The organism is Alistipes sp. CAG:29, from assembly GCF_000435435.1.
GTDB classification, from domain to species: Bacteria; Bacteroidota; Bacteroidia; order Bacteroidales; family Rikenellaceae; genus Alistipes; species Alistipes onderdonkii.
Genome location: NZ_FR893478.1, coordinates 31,133 through 55,535 on the forward strand (window position 1 = coordinate 31,133; position 24,403 = coordinate 55,535).

A 24,403-nucleotide genomic window follows, 5' to 3' on the forward strand; every position below is an offset into this window, starting at 1 on the left:
GGCTCCCCTCGCCTACGGGGAAGACCTGCCCGTCGACCTGGAACTCCCCGTCTCCGCCGAGGATGATGTAAAGTTCTTCGTGGGTCTTGTGGGTGTGGAGGAACCCGACGCTGCCGCCCGGTGCGAACTGCTGGAACGACATCTCGGCCCCGGTGGCCTGCAGATCGCCGCCTACGAATACTTTTCCCGGGATCTCCACGCCCGGTGCCAGCGGCAGCGCGTACTGGTTCAACTCTTCGGTTTTTCCGACCGTCACGGCTGCGAAATTCGCGCCTGAGGCTACTTTTTCTACCTTTTTCATTTTTTACGGATTATTAAAGCGTTTATGAATCGTGTTGCCTGTATTGCCGTTGCGAAGGTAAGGAGAATGCAGCGTTCGTGCAAGACGGTACGCTGGCGTATGTTGCTAACATTTAGGTAACTGATGTTGTATGTCAGGCAGAAATCCGGGTGAAAAAAAAGATTTTTTTGCAGGCAGCATGTGCGCGGCGACACGCGCGGCCGTGATACGGGGCGTTTTGCCCTCCCGCGCAAAGCCTGCCGGGCAGGGACTCGGCGTGTGCTGGCCGGCTGCGGGAATAGCGGCCGGACAGGCGGTTTTACTGGGCTGGGTGGGAGCTTGTTGGGCGCCGGGAGGTTGGGGAACGGTATCTGCCGGGCGGTTTGCGGCCGGGGCAGGTAAGAGTGCCGGGGTTTCGGGTTTTTAAATTTTTTTGTAAATTGGGGAATGTTAATTTATTAACACCAAAAATCCTTCCTATTTTATAAATAATCCTTAACTTTGCAAAGTTGTAATTTGCCTACTAAAATTACTGATAGATGAAAATAGCCCTTGCCCAGTTGAACTATACGATCGGGGATATCGACGGCAATACCTCGAAAATCATCGATTCGATCAACAAAGCGAAAGCGCAGCGTGCCGACCTGGTTATCTTTGCCGAACAGGCCGTGAGCGGAACCCCGGCTTTCGACCTGTTGCGTAAAACGACCTTCCTCGAACTGTGCGAGGATGCGCTGGTCGAAATCGCGTCGTGCTGCGACGGTATCGCGGCCATCGTGGGACTCCCGATCCTGACGCGCGAAGGTACCATCAGCGCCGCGGCGCTGATCCAGGATCGCAAAGTGCTGCGCTACGTGGGTAAGAAATATATCACCGCACGCCGCGAAATGGGCTTCCTCGTCCCTTCGAAGGGATTCGAGTACGCGACGATCAAGGGCCACAAGTGCGCCATCGTCGTGGGCGACGACCTGAGCCGCGAGCATGACTTCGACAAGTCGGTCGAGACCGTCATCTCGATAAACGCCCGCAAATACGGCCGGGGGACGATGACCTACCGTTACGAGATGATGCGCCACCTGTCGTTCGTCGAGGGTAAGAACCTTGTGCTGGTGAACCAGGTAGGCGGTTCGACGGACATCGTTTACGACGGTACGTCGGGGGCGTTCAACAACCGCGGGGAGCTGGTGCTGATGATGAAGCACTTCGAGGAGGATTTCCAGATTTTCGACACCAAGGCGGCCGGCGAGCCGGTCTCGATCCCCTCGACCTACAACGACCGTACGCGGATGGTCTACCAGGCGGCCCGGTGCGGCCTGCGCGACTTTTTCGTGAAGAACGGCTATAAAAAGGCCTGCATCGGCCTTTCGGGCGGCATCGACTCGGCCGTGGTGGCCTGCCTGGCCGCCGATGCGCTGGGACGCGAAAATATCCGGGCTTTGCTCCTGCCCTCGCAGTTCTCTTCCGACCATTCGGTCGAAGATGCGAAGAAGCTGGCCGAGAACCTCGGCATCGAGTACAACGTAATTCCCATCACGGAAATATACACCAGCGTGGTGAACACCCTCAAGCCGGTCATCGGCGGCCGGGAGTTCGACGCCACGGAAGAGAATATCCAGACCCGTATCCGCACGGTGCTGTTGATGGCCGTGCAGAACAAGGCGGATTACATCCTGCTCAACTCGTCGAACAAGAGCGAAAATGCGCTGGGGCTCTGTACGCTCTACGGCGATACGGCGGGCGCTTTCAGCCCTACGGGCGACCTCTACAAGAGCGAGATGTACGATCTGGCGCGCTATATCAACCGTACGCAGGGCGACCCGATCCCGGGCAATATCCTCGACAAGGAACCCTCGTCGGAGTTGCACCCGGGGCAGAAGGACAGCGACATCCTGCCGCCGTACGAGGTGGTGGACGCGATCCTTTACCGCATGATCGAGGAGGGGCAGCACCGTGAGGAGATCGTCAATGCGGGATTCGATTCCGAGGTCGTGGAGAAGATCCACGCCATGATCATGCGCAACGAGAAGAAGCGCTACCAGTTCCCGCCCGTACTGCGCCTGTCGATGTGCTCGTTCGGGCACGAGCGCCTTATGCCGCTTACCAACAAATACGGCGATTGAGGGCGGTGGCTTCACGGATTGAACATAGCGGCGTGGTGGAACGCACGGAACGCGACACGGTCTATGTGAGGATCACCTCCCACAGTGCCTGCGGTAGCTGCAAGGCCCGCGAAGCGTGCGGCCTGGCCGAAGCGCAGGACAAGATCGTGGTCGTGAAGAGTCCCGACGCGGCGCAGTTCGCCGTCGGGGAACAGGTTATGGTCGGCGTCCGTCGTAGTGCGGGCGCTGTCGCTGTTATACTGGCCTATGTCGGGGCGCTGGCCGTGCTGCTGGCCGTGCTGGTCGCCGCCGTTGCGGTGCTCGGCTGGAGCGAAGGCCGCGGCGCGCTGGCCGCACTGGGAGCCGTGGGTGTCTATTACTGCGTATTATGGCTCTTCAGGCATAAAATCGAACACACAATTCATTTCTCAATAACCAAAAACTACTGATGGAAGTATTATTTTACACAATCCTGACGCTTTGTGCGCTGGGAGTGCTTTCCGCGGTGATCCTTTACTTCGTGGCCCAAAAATTCAGGGTCGAGGAAGATCCCCGGATCGACGAGGTGGAGAAGATGCTGCCGGGTGCCAACTGCGGCGGCTGCGGCTTCGCCGGGTGCCGCGGCATGGCCGACGCGCTTGTGAAACAGGACGACATCTCGGCGCTCTTCTGCCCCGTGGGCGGCGGCGACTGCATGAAGGCCGTTGCGGCCTACCTCGGCAAGTCGGCACCGGAAAAGGAGCCGCAGGTGGCCACCGTGCGCTGCGGCGGCACCTGCGACAAGCGCCCCCGCACCAACGAGTACAACGGTGCCAGGTCGTGCGCCGTGGCGTCGTCGCTCTATGTGGGCGAGACGGGTTGCGCATTCGGCTGCCTCGGGTTCGGGGACTGCGTCGTCTCGTGTGCGTTCGATGCGATCCGCATGAATCCCGCGACGGGGCTTCCCGAAGTCGACCCCGACAAATGTACGGCCTGCGGGGCCTGCGTGAAGGCGTGTCCCAAAATGATTATCGAACTGCGCAAGAAGTGGCCGAAGAACCGGGCGGTGTACGTGTCGTGCGTGTCGAAGGACAAGGGCGCCGTGGTGATGAAGGCCTGCAAGGCGGGTTGTATCGGATGCGGCAAATGCCAGAAGGTCTGCGCGTTCGGTGCCATCACCATTGAAAACAACCTCGCTTATATCGACCCGCAGAAGTGCAAGCTCTGCCGTAAGTGCGTGAACGAGTGCCCGACGGGTGCCATCGTGCTGGCGGGCATGGATCCGCTGCCCAAGGCACCGAAGGCACCGGCTGCCCCGAAAGCCGCACCTGCTGCTGCTAAGGAGGCTTCTGCCGGAGTTCCGACAGCGCCCGATGCCGGGGCTACCCCGGCTGTGCCGGCTGCCGAAACTCCGAAAGCCGAATAAGTACCGTCAAATCAGAGAAACACAAGATATGAAGACATTTCCAATAGGCGGAGTCCATCCGTCGGAAAATAAACTGAGCGGCGCCAAACCGATCGAGGTGCTTCCGCTGCCCGACGTGGTGACGATCCCGCTCGCACAGCACATCGGCGCCCCCGCCGTGGCCAAGGTCGCCAAGGGCGACAAGGTCGTGACGGGGCAGCTCATCGCCGAGGCGGGCAGCTTTATGTCGGCCAACATTCACGCCCCGGTTTCGGGGACGGTAACGGCCGTGGACATGGTGTCCAACGGGCAGGGGCTGCGCCAGATGATGATTACGATCAAGCGCGAGGGCGACGACTGGGCCGAGGGGATCGACCGCTCGGAGACGCTCGTCCGCGAGTGTACGCTCTCGGCACAGGAGATCGTCGCCCGGATCAAGGACGCCGGCATCGTCGGCATGGGCGGCGCGACGTTCCCTACGCACGTGAAACTCTCGATTCCTCCCGGGAAAAAGGCTGAATCGCTGATTATCAACGGTGTAGAGTGCGAGCCTTACCTTACGTCCGACCACCGTACGATGCTGGAGCACGGCGAGGAGCTGCTCGTGGGCGTGACGATCCTGATGAAGGCCATCGCCGTGGAGAAAGCCTATATCGGGATCGAGAACAACAAACCCGACGCTATCGCACACCTGCGCCGTCTGGCCCAAGGGTATAAGGGTATCGAGGTGGTGCCCCTCAAGGTGAAATACCCGCAGGGCGGTGAGAAACAGCTGATCGCGGCCATTACGGGGCGCGAGGTGCCGCCCCCGCCCGCACTCCCGATCGACGTGGGCGCCGTGGTGTGCAATGCCTCGACGACCTATGCGGTCTACCAGGCCGTGCAGAAGCACAAGCCGTTGATCGAGCGCGTGGTGACGATCACGGGCAAAGGCGTCCGGGAGCCGAAGAACCTGCTGACCCGCATGGGTACGCCCGTCGAGGCGCTGATCGAGGCGGCCGGAGGGCTTCCCGCCGATGCGGGCAAGGTCATCAACGGCGGCCCGATGATGGGGCGCGCGATGGTCAACCTCGCCTCGCCCGTGACGAAGGGGTGCTCGGGCATCACCGTCATGAGCGGCCGCGACGCCCAGCGCCGCGAGGCCTCGCAGTGCATCAAGTGCGCCAAGTGCGTGGCTGCCTGCCCGATGGGGCTCGAACCCTATTACCTCTCGAAGATGACCCAGAAGAAAGGCTGGGAGGAAGTCGAGGCGCAGATGATCACTTCGTGCATCGAGTGCGGCTGCTGCCAGGCCTCGTGCCCCGCCTACCTGCCGCTGCTGGACTGGGTGCGCCTGGGGAAACAGACTGTCATGGGCATTATCCGCGCACGTGCCGCGGCACCGAAAAAGTAAATGGAAAAACAGAAAGATATTATGGCAAACAAACTTGTTGTTGCTCCCGCACCGCACGTGCAGACTTCGCAGTCGACGGCCAGGATCATGCGCGACGTCGTGATCGCGCTGATGCCTGCGCTGGTCGTCTCGGCGGTGGTGTTCGGGGTGGACGTGCTGCGTGTCACGGCGCTCTGCGTGGCGTGCTGCGTGTTGTTCGAGTACCTCATCCAGCGGTTCCTCGTCGGCGGCTCGCTGACAATCGGGAACTGGTCGGCCGTGGTGACGGGCGTGCTGCTGGCTTTCAACCTGCCAGCCTCGATTCCCTGGTGGATCGTCGTGATCGGCGCATTCGTCGCCATCGCCATCGCCAAGATGACCTTCGGCGGGCTGGGCAAAAATCCGTTCAACCCCGCGCTGGTGGGGCGTGTGTTCCTGCTGCTCGCCTACCCGGTGCAGATGACTTCGTTCCCGATGCCGGCGAACGGAGCTTTCGACGCACTTTCGGGCGCTACGCCGCTGGCGGCCGTGAAACACGGCGCCGCCCCCGACGTGCTCGGTGTGCAGGAACTGCTGCTGGGCAATATGCCCGGCTCGCTGGGCGAGGTGGCGGCATTGGCCCTGATCTGCGGCTTCGTATACCTGCTCTGGCGCCGCGTCATCACGTGGCAGATTCCCGTGTCGGTGCTCGGTACGATGGCCGTATTCGCGTTTGTCGTGGCCCTCGCTTCGGGCAGTACCGGGGCGGTGCTGTGGCAGCTCCCGCTGTTCCATGTACTGGCCGGCGGAGCCCTGCTGGGCGCGATATTCATGGCGACGGATTATTCGACCTCGCCGATGACCGTCAGAGGGGGTGTGATCTTCGGCATCGGTATCGGCGCCATCACGATGTGCATCCGCCTGTGGGGCGCCTATCCCGAGGGTATGTCGTTCGCGATACTGATCATGAACGCCTGTGTGCCCCTGATCAACAAATATGTCAAACCCAAGCGCTTCGGCGTTAAATAGGAGGTGACGCAGTATGAAAAGTACACTTGTGAATATGACGGCCGTACTGTTCGGCATCACGCTCGTGGCTTCGGCCGGCGTGGGCGCCGTGAACATGATTACGGCCGAACCGATCGCCCAGGCCGAGCAGGCGGCGAAGGTCGAGGCGCTGAAGGTCGTGCTTCCGCCGTTCGACCAGACCGCACCCGAAGCGCTGACGATCGACGATATGCCGATCACGGTCTACACCGCAACCAAGGGAGGACAGGTCGCGGGTTACGCCGTGGAGTCGATGACCAAGAACGGTTTCGGCGGCGCGATCAGCATGATGGTGGGCTTCACGCCCGACGGTGAAGTGGTCAACGTCAACGTGCTCAGGCAGGCTGAGACCCCGGGGCTCGGGACGAAGATGGCCGACAAGGAAAATGTGCTGCTGGGGAGCATCCAGGGCAAGAAACTCGAAACGATGAAGCTCGTGGACGGCAAGCTGGCCGTGAAGAAGGACGGCGGCGACGTCGATGCACTGACGGCCGCGACCATATCCTCGCGCGCCTATGTCGATGCGATCAACCGCGCCTGGATGGCTTACAAGAGCGTAGCGACGGGTACGGCGCCGACAGACGTATCGTCGGGAGCGACTTCTGCGGCCGGAGATTCGGCAGAGGAACAAACCAACGGGCCGGCGGCTCAGGAAGGAGGGCAAAATGAATAAACTGAACATCATTCTGAGCGGCATCGTCAGGAACAACCCGACGTTCGTGCTGGTGCTGGGCATGTGTCCCACGCTGGGTACGACGACCTCGGCCGAAAACGGCATGGGCATGGGGCTGGCGACGATGGCCGTGCTGATCATGTCGAACCTGGTGATCTCGCTCATCAAGAACATCATTCCGGACAAGGTGCGCATCCCGGCGTTCATCGTCGTGATCGCCTCGTTCGTGACCGTGGTCGAAATGCTGATGAAAGCCTACACGCCGCCCCTGTACGAGGCACTGGGCGTCTTCATCCCGCTGATCGTGGTGAACTGCATTATTCTGGGGCGTGCCGAGGCTTTCGCCTCGAAGAATACGCCGCTGGATTCGGTGCTCGACGGTGTCGGGATCGGTTTGGGCTTTACGCTTTCCCTGACGGCCGTAGGTGCCGTGCGCGAGATCCTGGGCAGCGGCGCGATCTTCGGCATCAGCCTCGGAACGGCCGATTACATGCCGCTGATCTTCGTCCTCGCACCGGGGGCATTCCTGGTGCTGGGGTACCTCATGGTATTGTTTAATAAATTAGCCAAGAAATAGTTATGGAGCTTTCATATTTCGCAATCATCATCGGCGCCATCTTCGTCAACAACGTCGTGCTGGCGCAGTTCCTCGGCATCTGCCCGTTCCTGGGCGTGTCGTCGAAGGTCGAGACCTCGATGGGTATGGGCGCTGCCGTAACGTTCGTCATGGCAATCGCCGCCGTGGTGGCCTGGCTGATCCAGGCTTATGTGCTTGTGCCGCTGGACATCGTCTACATGCAGACGATCGTTTTCATTCTCGTGATCGCCGCGTTGGTGCAGATGGTCGAGATCATGCTCAAGAAACTTTCGCCTTCGTTATATCAGGCACTGGGCATCTTCCTGCCCCTGATCACGACCAACTGCGCCGTGCTGGGCGTGGCGATCCTGATGATCCAGAAAGAGTTCAACCTTTTGCAGAGCGTCACCTACTCGGTGGCTACGGCGCTGGGATTCGCCCTGGCGCTGGTGCTTTTCGCCGGTATCCGCGAGAGGCTCGAATTCGAGGACGTGCCCAAGGCTTTCAGGGGCGTGCCTATCGCGCTGATCACGGCCGGCATCCTCGCCATGGCCTTCATGGGATTCTCGGGGCTGGTATAACGACGTCCCGCAATGCGAAACAGCCACCTTCGGAAATGAGGGTGGCTGTTTTTGTGGAACGGAGGGGGATTGTGGTTACCGGTATATCCGAACCCGGGCGGCGCCGATCACGCCTTCCTGGTCGATGCCGAAGGCGAAGCCGTAGCGGTTGCCGTTTTCAGGCTTGCGGATGAAGACCGGGACGTAATCGGATTCACGGGGCCGTCCGTCGATTGGCAATGGTGTTCGAAGATCCCACGGTTGCAGGGTAAATCCGTTTTCGGCCCGGAAGGTTTGTCGAGGCCGCGAATTTTTACCGGATTTTCTTCCGGATGGATAAAAGTAAGGCGGTCAACTTCGTCGGAGGTCGAAAATTTACCGGAAAGCCTCTCTTGTGTGCCTTTCGCGGGGGTAAATCGGGTGTCCGGCGTTGCGGATGAGGAAAAAATGTGTAATTTAGAATTCCGAAAACTACCGTTCATGCGTCCGAATCTGATACTTTCCCGCCTTTTTGCAGCTGTGTCGGCCATGCTTGCCATGGTGGGGTACGTGTCTGCCGAACCCTATTCCAAAATCCGGTTCGAGCCGATCCCTTCCGACATCCTGCCGTCGAGCGAAGTGCGCAAGCTCTATCAGGATTCCGACGGGTATATCTGGATTCCGACCTATAACGGCCTGGCACGGTATGACGGGTACGGAGTGGTCACTTACGGTATGCACGACGTTTCGGGCGTGGCGTTCAATTCGTTCGTGAATGTCGTGGCCGAAGACCGCGACAAGGTGATCTGGATCGGGACGGAACGCGGGTTGTTCCGGCTCGACAAGAAGACGGGCACGATCTCGGCGACGGGCTGCGAAGCGGTCGACGATTGCAACATTTCGGTCATTATCTGCGATACGGGTAACGGGATATGGGTCGGAAGCGACAAAGGCCTGTTCCGGAAAAATGCCTCGGAACATTATTTCCGTCCGGTTACGATGCGCAATGCCGACGGGAAGCTCGTCACGGACATCACTTCGGTCGTCAAGGATGCCAATTGCAGCCTGTGGGTCGCCTCCTACGGCAGCGGATTGCTGCGCTACGATCTGCGCGAAGAGCGTACCTACACGTATGACGACGAGATCCTGCGGCATGCGCATGTCGTCTTCTGCGATGCGGGCGGGAATGTCTGGGTGGGCACCTGGGGCGCGGGCCTGATCCGCCTGATAAACCCCTATGCTCCCGGGCGGATGCAATATGCCCGTTACATGCACCGTGAAGACGACGATACGGCGCTGCTCGACGACATTGTCTATGCCATCGAAGAGGATATTACGCAGAACACGCTGTGGGTGGGAACCCGCAGCGGACTGAGTATCCTGCATGACCCGGATCACCGGCCCTCGTTCCAGAATTTCAAACCCGGCGAGGATGTGGGCGACCTGCCATACAACGAGGTCAATTCGATTATGCGGGCCCGGGACAACCTCATGTGGATCGGGATGCTGGGCGGCGGCGTCTGCAAGATACAGACCGCAGGCATGAAATTCGAATTCAACCGGCTCGATCCGGTGCGTGCCCGCTTCAACACCAGTTCCGTACGGAGTATGTATTACATCGGCGAGGGCGAATATTGGCTCGGGCTGCTCGATTTCGGGCTGATCAGGTATAATACCCGCAGCGGCCGTATCGTCAGCTACCGGGAGCATCCCGACCTGTGTGTGCTGCCTTATACTTCGACCGTCAATGCCATAATCAGGAGGAACGCCACTTCGGAACTGTGCTTTGCGACGTGGAGTTCGGGTGTATGGTGCTACGACGAGAAACGCCATCGCGTGCGCCAGATCAACCGGAATACGCTGCCGCTGTTTGCCGACGACTGCGTGCTCGCGCTGCGGGAGGATCCGGACGGGAATTTGTGGATCGGTTCGAGGTCGGGAATTTATATCGAATCGGCGTCCGGGCAGCTCTCGACGCTCGACATGTGGCTGGGGCGGAAGACGCCCTTCGCATCGACGCGCATATTCGATATCTGCTGCGTCGGCGGCGGGGTCGTATGGATTGCGACCAACGGAGACGGGATCATCCGTGTCGATACGAAAAGACGTGACTGGATCCAGTATCGACGCGGGGCGGGGATGACGGCCGATAACGTCTATTGCCTCGGTACGGACGATGCGGGTAACCTCTGGGCGGGGACGATTGCCGACGGACTGGCGGTATATTCGCCCTCGGAGGATCGTTTCAAGGCGGTCACGGCATTTCCCAACATCGAGAAAAAGGGGATCACCAACATTGCTAGGGATGAGAACGGCCGCATGTGGATTACGACCAACGATGCCGTGTTCTCGTTCTCGCCCGACGAAAACGGTACTCCCGAGCATATCAACACCTATATTATTACGGCAGACCTGCAATCGTTCTTCTTCAACCGCAATGCATCGGCACGTGTCGAATACGGACGCATGGCGTTCGGCGGTTCGAACGGACTGCGCATCTTTACGGGCAACCGCATCCAGCCCCACCAGTCGAAACTTCCGATCGTATTGACCGATTTCCGGGTTCACAACCAGTCCCTGCGTACCATGCCGGAAAAGGAGCGGGAGCATATCAGCTCCCGGGAGATCGACTATGCAGATGAGGTGACGCTGACCCACCGGCAAAACAATTTCTATATCGAATTTTCGATGCTTTCCTATGCCAATCCGAGGGACAACATCTTCAAATACAAGCTGGACGGGTTCGACAAGGAGTACGTATTGGTCGATTCACAGCACCGCTTCGCCTCCTACAACAACCTGCCTGCGGGCATTTATACCTTCCATTTGCAGGCGGCGGGCGGCAACGGTGTCTGGAGCAGCAACGAGCGGGTGCTGAAGGTGCGTATCCTGCCGGCACCCTGGCGCTCGTGGTGGGCCGTGGCGTTCTATCTCGCAGCCCTTGCGGGGGTGGCCTACGGCGCGATCCGCTTCCTGCGCTACCGACTGCGTATGCAGCATGAAATCCGCATTTCGAAATTCGAACGCCGGAAAACCGAGGAGCTGAACCACGCGAAATTGCAGTTCTTTACCAATGTCACCCACGAGCTGATGACGCCCCTGACGATCATCATTACCTCGCTTGACAGCCTGCGCAGCACCTCCACAGACCGGGAGGCGCTCTACAACGTAATCTCGGTCAACGCGACGCGTCTGATGCGCCTCATCCAGCAGATACTCGAATTCCGCAAGGTCGAGAGTGGTAACCTGAAGATCCGGGTTTCGCAAGGCGATGTGGCGGCATTCGTTCGCAAATGTGTCGAGGCATTCGCCCCGCTGGTATCGAAAAAGCGCCTTCGGGTCTACTTCCAGAGTTCTGCCGACCGTATCGAAGGCTGGTTCGATTCCGACAAACTCGATAAGATCGTCTACAACCTGCTTTCCAACGCTGCCAAATACACACCCGACGAAGGGGAAATAAAAATCCGTGTGGGGATGGAAAGCCCCGGTTTTGTCGGTATAATGATCGCCAATAGCGGTGAATGCATGAGCCAGCAGACTATCGACGGGCTTTTCAAGCGCTTCTACGACGGTAATTACCGTAAGTTCCATACCATCGGTACGGGTATCGGGTTGTCGCTGGTGAAGGATCTGACCGATATCCACAAGGGGCATATCCGGGTTTCGAGCAGCGAACGGGAGGGAAATTGTTTCCGGGTCGTATTGCCCATAGGCCGGGACGCCTACTCCGGGGAAGAGGTCGACGAATCGGTGCCAGGGCCCGATTCGGCGGATTTGATGCCGGGATCGGCGGAGTTGCCGTCCATGCGGCCGGACGAGGCGGTTGCCGGAGACGGGCGGATGTATACGATTCTGATCGTGGATGACAACGAGGAACTGCGGGTGCTGGTGTCCAACTTGCTGGCGGCTTATTTCCACATCGAAATGGCATCCGGAGGCGAAGAGGCACTGCAACTTTTGGCCGAAAAACCGGTCGATCTGGTCGTTTCCGACATCATGATGCCCGGGATGGACGGGATCGAGTTGTGCGCCAAGATCAAGGGGACGTTCGAATATTGCCATATCCCTGTCATCCTTCTGACGGCCAAAAACACGGACGACAGCCGTATCGAAGGGTATGACTCGGGGGCTGACGGTTATGTTACCAAGCCGTTCAACTTCAAGCTGCTCCATGCACAGATCGTGAACCAGCTCAGAAAGCAGGAGCGCAAAGGTTCGCATTTCCGCAACCAGCTTGTCTTTGAGATCGAAGCGTTGGAATATACCTCGATGGACGAAGATTTCATGCGCCGGGCTATGGCGTGCGTCAATGCGCATATCGACGACGGCGAATTTTCGCAGGCCGATTTCACGCGGGAGATGAACACGTCGCGTACCGTCCTCACCGAGAAACTCAAATCGCTGACAGGGCTTACTCCGACCGCGTTTATGGTCGACATACGGTTGCGCGCGGCTTACCGGTTGCTGGAACAGCAGCGCCACATGCGGATCGCCGATCTGGCTTATGCCGTAGGGTTCAACGACCCGAAGTATTTCAGCACCTGTTTCCGGAAAAAGTTCGGCGTCAGTCCCAAGGAATTCATCGAACAACTCGATGGCAAGGGTGAAAAAATCGTATAACCCGGATATTTTCCGGAGGTGTTTGTGTAATGTGTTGTTATGCATTGTATTGCCTGCGTTGTGTCGGTCGGCTGTTGCAGCCGGCCGATTTGCGTCAGAGCCGTTTTACGGTAAAATTTCAACCTCGAAGCCGTCCGGGCAGAGTATTTTCGTATCCGGCAAAAGCCCTTCGGACGGGGCTGTCGGAACCGAAAACTAACCTAAAAAACAATGCCATGACATGATGCAGCCATCCCGGATGAACCGTAGTGTCCGATCCCTTTCCCTTTTTTCCGAATAAACCAACTAAACCCTAATCTATGAAAGCAGATTTCTACAAGAATTACATGAGTGCCGTATTCGTCGCAGCGGCGCTGTCCTTCTGCTCCTGTTCCGACGATCGGACGGTCTCGTCCGGCGGTCTGCCCTATAAGTCAATCCGCGTGACCGTCGACGGCGAGACAGTCACGGCGGAGCGGATAGACGATAAAAACCTGGCCCTGAGATTCGATATGGCCGAGGATTTCTCACATGCCCGGATCGACGTCGAGCTCAACGAGGGCTATTCGGTCATTTTCCCGACGGACGTTACCGCCGCCGACCTGGATACCTATCCGGTGCTGAACTTCCGGGCACCCGATAACCGGATCGTCAAGGTGTGGTTCACGATTTCGTCGAAGGCATTTCCGATCACCGATGCTACGAAGGTGACTGCTTCGGGAATCGGGGGCTGCGTTTCCGTATCGGGCAAGACGCTTACGATCACTTATGAGCGGAGTATGAACCGGGGTGAAATCGAACTCGATTTTGCCGAAGGTGCCCTGATGGAGGGAGCTTCGATCGCCTCGTCTACGACGTTCGATTTCACGGAGTCGCTTACCCGGCAACTGAAAGTCGAGATGGATGGCAAAGAGCGCATCTACAACGTCAGGATAGACTATTCGAAAGTGATGGACAAACCGATCGTCTACGGGTTTAGCGAGGTCACGGGCAATTATGTCGACCAGCAGCTCTATCCGTTCCTCAATGTCTATAAGGCAACTACGGTCAACAGCGTACCCGTACGCGGTGCGGCAACATCCGAAACCCCATGGAGCTGGGATCCCGGTGCCGGTGACCTGGACGTTTACCTTGCCTTTATCGGCAACTGGGCCGCAAACCGCCCGACCGAAACGATCGAGGGAATCGAATTCGCCTTCGCCACGATCGACATTGACAAGGCGAAAGCCTATATGGTCAGCAACGATGCCCGCTCGGTGGTCATGGACGACGTGGCCTCGCTGGTCGCACTCACCGGGATGATGACCAAGGAGAGCACGATGATTTACTACAATGGGAAAGTGCTCTCCGACCGCAATTCCGAGGGCGACTGGCGCGGGACGGTCGGTTTCTACGAGGACGGGCACGTTGAATTTTGGAATGCGGGTATCCGCGACGGCGAACTGGTCAGGATGACCCAATGGGTCGATGAGGCGGGACGCGACGGGTATCTTGCCTCGGGGACTCCGTGGGATGTGGTCTCCGCGGCGTCGGGACACCCGTGGTTGGTACGCGAGGGGCATCTGCTGACCCGCCTGGAGATGTATTGGAACGATACCGGATGGGAAACGGCCCTGGGCGAAGCCTGGAACGGCACGCGCAGCCGTTCGTACATCGGGCTGACCTATGACAACAAACTCGGTGTCGCCGCCGTGTCCGAGGGGACGGGAACCTGCCAGGCTGCGTGGCTGCTCTACAAGATGGGCTGGAAAGACGTGTTCTACGTGGCCGGAAGTAACTACTTGGATGACGGTTTCACGCCGACGCTCAAGGTGGGCGGAAACGTCGTCGTGGGAAAGGCCGACCAGGCCGCGCAATATGCAATCGCCATAGATGTCAAACAGTAACAACTCGCAAATCATGAAGCAAACCATATATCTGATCGCCGTCTGCCTGATGTTCCCGGCGTTTGCACTTGCCGCCGGCGCGGGAGAGCCGGATGCGGCGGGCTTGCAGGCCATCCAGGGCGGCAGCCGGTCGGTAACGTATAAGGGCCGTGTGGTCGACGAAAGAAGTTCCGTACCGCTCGCCGGTGTCGCCATTGTTGTCAAGGACGCCCCGCAAATCGGTATGACGACCAACTCCGAGGGTGAATTCCGGATCACGATTCCCGTCCGCTATCAACCGCTCGTGTCGGTTTCCTATATTGGCTACCAGCCCCGGGAGTCGGTGCTCGTGGCTGCGGCGGACAATGAAATCCGCCTGAAGGAAGAGGCGCAGGCGCTGGAGGAGGTGCAGGTCATCGCCTACGGGCAACAGAAAAAGGTGTCGGTGACGGGCGCCATCGCCTCGATCAATACCAAAGACCTGCTCAAGTCACCGAGCGGCAGTGCCGGCACTGCCCTTGCGGGGGCCGTGACAGGCATTTCGTCGGTACAGATTTCCGGACAGCCCGGTGCCGAAGACCCCGATATTTATGTCCGCGGTACGGGATCGCTTTCGAACGAGGCGTCGAAGCCGCTTATCCTGGTGGACGGTGTCGAGCGTTCGTTTTTCCAGATGGACTCGCACGAGATCGAGAGTGTGACCGTCCTCAAGGATGCATCGTCGACGGCCGTATTCGGGGTTCGCGGCGCCAATGGTGTCATTCTGGTCACGACGCGGCGCGGTACGAAGGGCAAGCCACAGATTTCATGGAACTCGACCTTCGGACTGACTCAGTCGCTGCGACACCTGACCGGTGTCGACAGTTATACTTACGCTACGCTCTATTCCGAGGCCCAGCGCTCCGACAATCCCGGCATTAAGGATGACCAGCTCACCTTTTCGCCGTTCGTAACGGAAATGTTCCGCACGAAGGCCGATCCGATCATGTTCCCGGATGTGGACTGGAGCAAATACATCTTCAAGAACGTCGCCTGGCAGACACAACATAATGCGACCCTGTCGGGCGGCGGCGACCGCATCCGCTATTTCGTGTCGTTGGGTTACCTGGATCAGGACGGCATGATGAAGCGTTTCGACGAGAGTTATGACCCGAATTACAATTATCAGCGCTTTAACTACCGCTCGAACATCGACGTAGACATTACGAATACGACTCAGTTGAAAGTCAATATCGGCGGGCGCGTGAGCGACAAACGCGAACCGCTGACCTATTCGCTCTGGCAGAATATCATGTGGTGTACGCCGTTCGCAAGTCCGGGTTTCGTCGACGGGAAGTACATCTACAATTACAAGAACAACTACATCCCGCTTACGGAACTCACGAGCGGGCTGGACTGCTACTACAACTGGGGTTACCGCAAAACGACCCAGAATGAACTGAACCTCGACCTTGCGCTTTCCCAGAACCTCGATGTGATTACCAAGGGATTGACCCTCAATGTGAAAGGAGCATACAATACCTCTTACTACCTGGCGACCAAACGCGCCCCGACCGGTACGAACAGTTCCTATACGCCGATTTATCTGGGGACGATCACCCAACCCGGAATGGATGTCTCAGACCCGAGGTTCGACAATACGATCGTCTACCAGACCGACGGCGTGACGGGTATGCGCGAGCCGATGACCTATGGTGAGGACGGGTCGGGCAAATCACGCAACTGGTATATAGAGGCGAGCCTCGGCTACCAGCGTACGTTCGGTGACCACGCGGTGTCGGCACTGCTGCTTTACAACCAGTCGAAGACCTACTACCCGGGTCAGTATACCGACATCCCGACCGCCTATGTGGGTTATGTGGGGCGTTTGACCTATGCTTACAAGAACCGCTATCTGGTCGATTTCAACGCCGGTTACAACGGCTCCGAGAATTTCGCCCCGAAGAAGCGCTACGGGTTCTTCCCGGCAGGTTCTGTGGGCTGGATCGTCTCCGAGGAGAATTTCATGAAGAACCAGCAAACCGTCGACTTCCTGAAGTTGAGGGCCTCGTTCGGACTGGTCGGGAACGACAAGTACAGCGGTGCCCGTTTCCTCTACCTCGACGGCTCGTGGACGGGCAACCATGCCGTATGGCAGAACGGCTACGGCAGCTACCAGTTCGGTATGGGCGGAAGTATGACGATGCTGCCCGATGCGGTCGAAAATACGGTCGGCAACTCCGAGGTGACGTGGGAAAAAGTACGCAAGCAGAACTATGGCATCGACCTCAAAATGTTCGGTGCGCGCCTCAGCCTGACGGCCGACTACTTTTTCGAACACCGCTACGACATTCTTTCGACCCGCAATACGCTGCCGTCGATCGTCGCCATCGAGCTGCCGCTGATCAATCTGGGCGAGGTCGATAACCGGGGCTATGAAATCTCACTGGGCTGGAATTCGCGTACCGAGAAGATCGACTGGTGGGTACAGGGCAACGTCTCCTACTCGAAGAACAAGATTATTTTTATGGACGAAGTCATGCCCAACTATCCGTGGATGGCTCAGACCGGACGCAGCACGGGACTGAACTACGGGTACAGGTTCGATCGTTTCCTGCGAGCCGACGACTTCGATGCCGACGGAGCCCTGAAAAGCGACGGGGAGGGGAAGCCGCTGCTACCCGTCATGTCGCTGGGATCACCCCGTCCAGGCGACGCGCTCTTTAAAGACCTCAACGGGGACGGCAAGATCGACGGCAACGACAAGACCTACTTCGGTTACAGCCAGCGTCCGGACTATGTGCTCGGCCTGCTGGGCGGATTCCGGTACAAGAATTTCGAAATTTCGATGCAGTGGACGGCCGGCCTGCATGCCTCGCGTATGCTCAGCGGCGAATACCGTAATGCTTTCGGCAGTACAAACGGCCGTGCGCTGCTCAAATTCCTGGCCGACGGGCGTTGGACGCCCGAGAACCCCGATGCGCGTTTTCCACGGCTGACCTTCCTCAACAAGTCGCACTACCTGGAGGATTCCGACCTGTGGCTGATGGACGGCTCGTACCTGCGGCTGAAGGTTGCCGAAATAGGTTATACGTTCAGGGATATTCCGGCATTCCGGAAGGTCGGCGTCAAGTCGCTGAAGGTTTATTTCAGCGGGTACAACCTGTTGACGCTTTTCTCGGATCTCAACGACATCGATATCGACCCCGAGGGGGCGACGAGCGGTTCGAATATCGATTCCTACCCGAACGTGCGCATTTTCAACTTCGGTGTTAACATCACATTCTAATCGACACTCCACTATGAAAAAGACGATAATATCCATTCTGATCTTGGGCGGTTTCGTGTCGGGACTGACCAATTGCAGCGACCTGAAATTCGGGGACGGGTTCCTGGAGAAAGCGCCCGGCGGCGATGTGACCGTCGACACGATCTTCTCGTCGAAGCTCTATGCCGACCGGGCCCTCAATTCGGCCTATGCCACGTTGCGCTGCGGGCTCACGATGCACAATCCCAGCGTTAACGGCGGGTCGTACGAACACCAGAATGCCGGTAACAAACTGGCATGGGACAACCTCGATGCCCTGACCGATATCATCAGCACGCATTGTTCGTGGGGCGGCGTTTACAGCATGTATTACGGGGGCGCATACGACGCCGAGACCGAGAATGAGTCGAGTGGTACGAAGATGGGGTTTAACCCCGAGCAGGACGTGACGTGGACGGGTATCCGCAAGGCGTTCCTCTACATCGAGAATGTTGACCGTGTGCCCGATATGAGCGAGGCGGAAAAGATTCGGCGCAAGGGCGAGGCCCGAATGGTCATTGCGTGCCAGTACCACGAATTGCTGCGCCACTTCGGTGGGGTTCCCCTGCTCAAGACAGCCGTCGAGGCGGGTAAGGAGGCCGATATAGACTATTCGCGCCGGACTTTCGAAGAGACGGTCGAATACATCGTCGCGCTGTGCGAACAGGCTGCCCGGGAGCTCCCATGGACGGTCGACCCGGCCGATGACGGGCGTTTTACGAAAGCTTCGGCGCTGGCGCTCAAGATTCGTGTGCTGCTCTATGCGGCCAGCCCCTTGTTCAATGCGAACCAGCCTTATGCCGAGCCGCAACAACCGGTACTGGGCAATATCGGCAAGATCGCCGAGGAGAGTGTCCGTAAAGTGGCATGGTACGGCAATTACGATGCCCAGCGCTGGAACCGCGTGGTTACGGCTTGCGAAGAGTTCATCACGGAGAATGCCAACAACGGCAATCCCTATAAACTCGTCGAGGCGACCGAAAAGACGGCCGAAGGTTACGGAAAGGCATTCGGTGCATGCTATGCAGACCGTTACAACGGCGAAATACTGATTGCCACCGGGCGGTCGAAGCGTACCTACGGCGATACTTACCATGCCTATTACTTCGGCATTTCGACCGATTTCAACGGCGCGAACGCCCAGGGGTACGGCGGTGGCTGCGTGACGCTTAACTATGTCGATAAATTCCCTTTCTCGAACGGGGAACCGGCGCCTTATGCCGAATGGATCCGGACGCACAATTCGGCCGGAACGGTGACGGACAATCCTTTCTCGAACCGGGATCCGCGCCTCTACCAGTCGGTGATGGTGCCCGGCGGCCCGTTCCGCGACCGTGTGGCCCAGATGTGGGAAGGCGGTGGCAGCGAGGATTTGGTGAACTATGCCAAGGATCGGGCCGCAACGGGTTTCTGCAACCGTAAATACCTCTGGGACTATAACCGTGCGACGTTCTACGACAAACCGATGAACTATTCCTATATGCGCCTGGCCGAGGTTTACCTGGCCTATGCCGAGGCACTGAACGAGACGGGGCGCAAGGACGAGGCCTGCAAGTGGCTCGACAAAACCCGCAACCGCGTGGGGCTGCCCTCCATGACCGACGAATTGCTGCACCGCCTGCACCGCGACAAGGTGCTGCCGTCCTATCCCGAATGTGCGCTTGCCGGGGATGCCGAGCTGCGCGAGGAGATACTCGACGAGCGGGCCCGGGAATTCGCCTTCGAGGAGATTCGTTGGTTCGACATCGTGCGCTGGAAACGTGCCGATATTTTCCGGCAGACGCTTTACGGGATCAGGGTGACGATCCTGGACGGAACGGATTCCTCGAATTTCCGGTTCAATTTCTCTGAGCCGGTTCCCGAAACCGACCGCGCCTGGAAGAACAGCTTTGATCCGAAGTGGTATCTGAGTGCCTTTCCTTCGAACGAAGTCAACAAGGGGTACGGCCTGACTCAGAATGCCGGATGGTAGACATACATGGTTAAACAAACAGAGAGCATACAATGAAAAAGATATCAATCATACTGCTGTTCCTGACTGCCGTTTGCCCGCTGGCACAGGCGCAGCGCGTCAAGGTGTATGTGACCGATGCATGGGACAAGCCGCTGGGCGAGGTTGCCGTGACGCTCGGCCGCGGGCGAACCCCCGTGGCGGTTACGGGCGCCGACGGCATGGCCGAGGTCGATGCCGGGGAGGGTGACCGCATGACGCTTACCCTTCTGAACCGCATGAGCCGCACGGTAGCCGTCAGCGGTGGCGAGATGCATATCCGTCTGACGGACGATGACGTGCTGTTCGACGTGGGCTATGACGAGCGCATCCGCAAAGGCTCCGCGTCGGCATCGCTCGCCGGCGCTACGGCACGTGAGATCGAAGCGGGCGGCCGTACCGACCTGATGAGCAACCTTTACGGCCTGATTCCGGGACTTGGCGTGCGCCAGGGCGAGAACCTGCCGTGGGACTCGGCGCCCGACCTGAATGTGCGCGGCGTCGGTTCGTTCGGCGGGAACAGTGTGGTCGTACTGGTCGACGGCATCGAACGCGATGCGGCCTGCCTGGATCGGGAGGAAGTGGAGCACATCACCGTGCTGAAGGACGCCGCATCGCTGGCACTCTACGGTAACCGGGGCGCCGACGGTATCGTCGCCATTACGACCCGGCGCGGCGGCGACCACGGCCTGCGTACCCGTATCGACTACAATTTCAGTGTGCAGACCCCGTTCCGGATTCCCGATATGGCCGATGCCGCGACCTATGCGACGGCTGTCAACGAGGCGTTGGAAAACGACGGGCTCGCACCCCGCTATACGCAGCGCGACATCCGTTCGATGGTGCGGGGGGAGCGCACCGATGTACTGCCCAATGTCGACTGGCGGAAGGCCGTGCTCCGCAATGCGGGTTTCAACCACGACCTGAATCTCTCGTTCGACGGGAGCGGCGGCAGTATGCGCTATTTCGTGCTGGCCAACTACAACTCCAACCGCGGGTTCCTGGATAATACCGACCTGAACGACGGCTATTCGACCCAGGTCGAGATGTACTCCCTCAAGCTGCGTTCGAATCTCGAGGCCGCGATCACGAAAACCACGACTGCACGGATGAACCTGATGGGGCGGCTGATGCAATACCAACTGCCAAATGCGGGCGTCGCGCTCGACGATATGTACGACACGCCGTCGGCAGCGTTCCCGATCCGGGTTCCCGGCGGGGGCTGGGCCCGCAGCCAGCTGTTCGCCAATCCCCTGGCCGACAAGACCGCGGGCGGGTACAACACGCTGCTGCAACGTACGCTGTTCGCCGACCTGACGATCGATCAGGACTTGTCGGCACTAACCCCGGGACTTTCGGTACAGGTGCGTGTCGCCTATGACAATTCCGCGGAGATTACCGATGCGCACTCACGCAAATACGCCTATTCGAATACCTCGACGGTCTTCGATGCGGACGGCAATGCCGCTTCCCTGGCATTCGTTCCGCAGGGGAACGATACCGAACTGGCATTCGACAGCTTCCTTTCCTATTCGGTCATGCGGGCGTCGGTGTGGGCCAAGGTGCTCTACGACCGTTCTTTCGGAAAACATACGGTGACGGGGCGCCTGATTTTCAGCGAGAACAAATCCCGTTACCGCGGAGCCAACAATACGTACATGTACCGTGACTATATTGCCAGCGCCGGCTACAATTACGACGACCGCTACGTGGTCAATGCCGTCGCTACTTACGGCGGGAGCAGCCGTATGCCCTACGGGGACAAGTACCGCTTCTATCCTGCCGTGTCGGGCGCATGGATCATCTCGAACGAGGCGTTCCTGCGTGACAGCCGTGTCGTCGACCTGCTGAAACTGCGCGCGTCGTTCGGCATTGTGGGTATGGACGCGCGATTGTCGTATGACATGGACAAGCAGTTCAACGGCCCGGGCAACAGTTATATTTTTGCCGGGATCACTTCGTCGAACAGCCTCGCGCAAGGGGCGTTGCCGTCTGCGGGGATCGAACCCGAACGCGACTATAAAACCAATGTCGGGTTGGAACTCAGCCTGCTGGGAAGCCTGAGCGTCGAGGTGGATTTCTTCCGCAACATGCGTCATAACATCCGGACGTCGGCCGCGGGTACCGTTTCCAGCGTGCTGGGAGTCGGCGTGCCCGACGTCTTTACCGGTAAGGTGCGCAACTATGGCGGGGAATTGGCTGTGGGATGGCGCCGCCGCACAGGCGACTTCGGATATGCCGTGCGGGGGAATATCGCCTATGCCCGCAATAAGATACTCAACAAGGAAGAGGAATACAAACCTTTTGACTATATGCGTATTACAGGGCAGCCGGTAGGGACGTTCTACGGATTGGTGGCCGATGGGATGTACCAGGACGGCGATTTCAATGCCGACGGTTCGCTCCGGGAGGGGCTTCCTGTCTCCTCGTACCAGAATACGGTACGCCCGGGCGACGTGAAATACCGCGACCTGAACCGCGATGGCAGGATCGACGACTACGACCGCACCTACCAGCTCTATGCCGCGGTGCCCGAGATTTATTACGGCTTCAGCGTCGAGCTGAAATACAGGGGCTTCGGTGTCAGCGCCTATTTCCAGGGTGTCGCCCATTCGACGCTGGAGACGACGCTGTCGAGCATCTACCAGCCGCTGTACGGCAACGACCGCAACGTTTCGGAGTACTATATGGAGCACCGCTGGTCACGCTTCAATACCGAAGGCCGCTATCCGCGCCTGACCACATTGGCAAACGGGAATAACTACACGCAAAGTTCACTATGGACGGAAAACGGCAATTTCCTGAAATTGCGTACATTGCAGGCTTACTACAAATTGCCGTCGAAGATTGCCCGCAAACTGCGTATGCGCGAATGCAGCTTCTATTTCCGCGGCCTGAACCTTTTCTCGGCCGACCATGTCGGTATTCTCGATCCGGAATACGTCAGCACGGGGTATCCCTCGTCACGCAGCTACCAGATCGGCCTGAATGTCATATTCTAAATACGCCACAACGATGAAAAAATACCTGATCCTATTAGCCGGATGCACGCTCCTGATGGCTGCGTGCAGCGATTTCCTGGAACTCGACGAGTCGGTGTACCAGACGACGAAATATCAATTCTCGACCTTCGACCGCGTGAAGCAGAGTGCGACGAACGTCTACTCGTATGTGCAGGAAGGGTTGCTGGATGTCGAAGGTACGATGATCGACGCTGCGACCGACGATGCGGTATACGCCTGGTCTACGGGCGGTATCAAACGCTTTTACGACGGGAGCTGGAACGGTACGAATCTGATCGACGACCGCTGGGCTTCGCTCTATTCGGCTATTGCCGCGGCCAACTATTTCCTCGACAACTGCCCGGATGATTTTCCCGAGGCACAGTATCAGGACAATTACAAGACGAATCTGGCGGAGCTCAAGAACTATCCGTTCGAAGTGAGGGCCCTGCGTGCCTATTTCCATTTCGAATTGCTCCGGCGCTATAACCGGATCGTGATCGGTGACCGTTCGTTCACGATGCAGGAGGTCAATACGCTCGTTCCGGTCTCGTACGACGATGCCGCCGGATGGATCGTCTCGGAATGCGATGCCGTAATCCCGTCGTTGCCCAAGACCTATCTGGGGACGGAAAAGGGTGAAGTCGCCCGTGTGACAAAGGGCATGGCGATGGCGCTCAAGGCGCGTATGCTGCTATATGCCGCCAGTCCGCTCAACAACCCCGGCGGTGATGCAGGCCGTTACCTGGAAGCCGCGGCCGCGGCCAAGGAGCTCATAGATGCCGGTATTTACAAGCTTGTCAGCGAGGAAACCACGAACAATGCCGATGCGCAGGGACTGATCTTCGGCAAGTGGTGCCCGGTGAGCAGCGATTTCGAGGCGGCCAATTTCCCGGTAGGCTTCGAAGGCGGGAATTCGGGCGTCTGCCCGTCGCAGAACCTCGCCGAGGCATTCGATATGGCGACGGGCGAACCGTTCGACTGGAACGACGAGTCGATGCGGTCGCGGATGTTCATTGCGTCGGCACGCGATCCGCGCTTTGCCAGGACGCTGATATACAACGGGGCGACGTTCAAGGGACAGCCCGTCCAGTCGTATGTCGGCGGCCGTAATGGCCGGCCGCTCGACGGTGCTACACCGACTTCGTACTACCTGCGCAAACACATTGTCGAGGCGACGAGTTTCGTGACGGGCAGCGAGATGAGTTATCAGCACATCTTTCCCTTCTTCCGTTATGCCGAGGTGTTGCTGAACTATGCCGAGGCATTGGCTGCCGCTACGCAGAACCCCGATTTTACGGGCATGAAGGGGGAGGTGGAGTATACGCTCTCACCACGCGAGGCGCTCAATGCAGTCCGTGCCCGGTACAATATGCCGGGGATTACGGAAACGGATTATGCGGCCTTCGTGAAGCGTCTGCGCAACGAGCGTCGTGTGGTGAAGCGTCTGCGCTACGAGCGTCGTGTGGAACTGGCCTTCGAGGGGCATCGTTTCTGGGACATCCGCCGCTGGAAGATCGGTGCCGAAACGACGAAGGTTTATGGGCTTACGATTACTCCGCAGAACGATGGCTCGTTCAGCTATATGCGGTCGGTGATCCAGCAGCGCGGCTGGGAGGACAGGATGAATTTCTATCCGATTGCGGATGCCGAGCTTTTCAAAAATCACAACCTCGTCCAAAACGACGGTTGGAAATAGTCAAACCGATAA

16 protein-coding genes are annotated in these 24,403 nt (G+C 58.5%); 14 read left to right on the forward strand and 2 right to left on the reverse strand.

The annotated features are described in order from the left end of the window. Positions 1-301, reverse strand: a 301-nt coding sequence (locus QVP03_RS09835) for a cupin domain-containing protein (protein WP_288210749.1), incomplete at its 3' end; no start/stop codon positions are given. Between the two features lie 518 nt (positions 302-819). On the opposite strand from QVP03_RS09835, the gene QVP03_RS09840 reads away from it, so the two are divergent. The 8 genes from QVP03_RS09840 to rsxA are packed head-to-tail and all read left to right on the forward strand — an operon-like array spanning position 820 to position 7,992. Next, positions 820-2,400 carry an NAD+ synthase gene (locus QVP03_RS09840; RefSeq protein ID WP_022333291.1) on the forward strand — a complete coding sequence of 527 codons (1,581 nt, stop codon included), beginning with the start codon at positions 820-822 and terminating at the stop codon, positions 2,398-2,400. A gap of 5 nt (positions 2,401-2,405) precedes the next feature. Beyond that, positions 2,406-2,828, forward strand: a complete 423-nt coding sequence (locus QVP03_RS09845; RefSeq protein ID WP_288210750.1) for a SoxR reducing system RseC family protein — start codon at positions 2,406-2,408, stop codon at positions 2,826-2,828. Further along, positions 2,828-3,784: an RnfABCDGE type electron transport complex subunit B gene (locus QVP03_RS09850; protein ID WP_022333293.1), complete on the forward strand. Its 957-nt coding sequence runs from the start codon at positions 2,828-2,830 to the stop codon at positions 3,782-3,784. Before QVP03_RS09845 ends, QVP03_RS09850 begins: the two co-directional genes overlap by 1 nt. 28 nt (positions 3,785-3,812) lie before the next feature. Continuing rightward, positions 3,813-5,156 carry an electron transport complex subunit RsxC gene (rsxC, locus tag QVP03_RS09855; RefSeq protein ID WP_022333294.1) on the forward strand — a complete coding sequence of 448 codons (1,344 nt, stop codon included), beginning with the start codon at positions 3,813-3,815 and terminating at the stop codon, positions 5,154-5,156. A gap of 21 nt (positions 5,157-5,177) precedes the next feature. Further along, positions 5,178-6,143: an RnfABCDGE type electron transport complex subunit D gene (locus QVP03_RS09860; protein ID WP_022333295.1), complete on the forward strand. Its 966-nt coding sequence runs from the start codon at positions 5,178-5,180 to the stop codon at positions 6,141-6,143. 13 nt (positions 6,144-6,156) lie between these two features. Then, on the forward strand, positions 6,157-6,834 hold the full coding sequence (locus tag QVP03_RS09865) for an RnfABCDGE type electron transport complex subunit G (RefSeq protein WP_229065184.1): 678 nt from the start codon (positions 6,157-6,159) through the stop codon (positions 6,832-6,834). Further along, positions 6,827-7,411, forward strand: coding sequence for an RnfABCDGE type electron transport complex subunit E (locus QVP03_RS09870; protein ID WP_022333296.1), 585 nt, complete (start codon positions 6,827-6,829; stop codon positions 7,409-7,411). Before QVP03_RS09865 ends, QVP03_RS09870 begins: the two co-directional genes overlap by 8 nt. A 2-nt stretch (positions 7,412-7,413) precedes the next feature. Beyond that, entirely contained in the window at positions 7,414-7,992 is a 579-nt protein-coding gene (gene rsxA, locus QVP03_RS09875; RefSeq protein WP_022333297.1) for an electron transport complex subunit RsxA, read from the forward strand. A 75-nt stretch (positions 7,993-8,067) separates the two neighbouring features. On the opposite strand, the gene QVP03_RS09880 is transcribed toward rsxA, so the two are convergent. Then, the gene (locus QVP03_RS09880) at positions 8,068-8,211 is read right to left on the reverse strand and encodes a hypothetical protein (RefSeq protein ID WP_193759115.1); all 144 of its coding nucleotides are present in this window, start codon (positions 8,209-8,211) and stop codon (positions 8,068-8,070) included. Positions 8,212-8,451: 240 nt separating this feature from the next. Between QVP03_RS09880 and QVP03_RS09885 the strand changes: the two genes are divergently transcribed. The 6 genes from QVP03_RS09885 (at position 8,452) to QVP03_RS09910 (ending at position 24,391) form a co-directional block, all read left to right on the forward strand. After that, entirely contained in the window at positions 8,452-12,570 is a 4,119-nt protein-coding gene (locus QVP03_RS09885) for a hybrid sensor histidine kinase/response regulator transcription factor (protein ID WP_022333298.1), read from the forward strand. A gap of 299 nt (positions 12,571-12,869) precedes the next feature. Next, positions 12,870-14,435 (forward strand): hypothetical protein, encoded by a 1,566-nt coding sequence (locus tag QVP03_RS09890; RefSeq protein WP_018695004.1) that lies wholly within the window; start codon positions 12,870-12,872, stop codon positions 14,433-14,435. A 13-nt stretch (positions 14,436-14,448) separates the two neighbouring features. Further along, positions 14,449-17,682, forward strand: a complete 3,234-nt coding sequence (locus QVP03_RS09895; protein WP_022333299.1) for a SusC/RagA family TonB-linked outer membrane protein — start codon at positions 14,449-14,451, stop codon at positions 17,680-17,682. Positions 17,683-17,695: 13 nt separating this feature from the next. Further along, complete coding sequence (locus tag QVP03_RS09900; protein ID WP_022333300.1) at positions 17,696-19,672, forward strand: RagB/SusD family nutrient uptake outer membrane protein; 1,977 nt, start codon at positions 17,696-17,698, stop codon at positions 19,670-19,672. Between the two features lie 32 nt (positions 19,673-19,704). Next, positions 19,705-22,692, forward strand: coding sequence for a SusC/RagA family TonB-linked outer membrane protein (locus QVP03_RS09905; protein ID WP_022333301.1), 2,988 nt, complete (start codon positions 19,705-19,707; stop codon positions 22,690-22,692). A 13-nt stretch (positions 22,693-22,705) separates the two neighbouring features. Beyond that, on the forward strand, positions 22,706-24,391 hold the full coding sequence (locus QVP03_RS09910; protein WP_022333302.1) for a RagB/SusD family nutrient uptake outer membrane protein: 1,686 nt from the start codon (positions 22,706-22,708) through the stop codon (positions 24,389-24,391). Positions 24,392-24,403 lie beyond the last annotated feature (12 nt).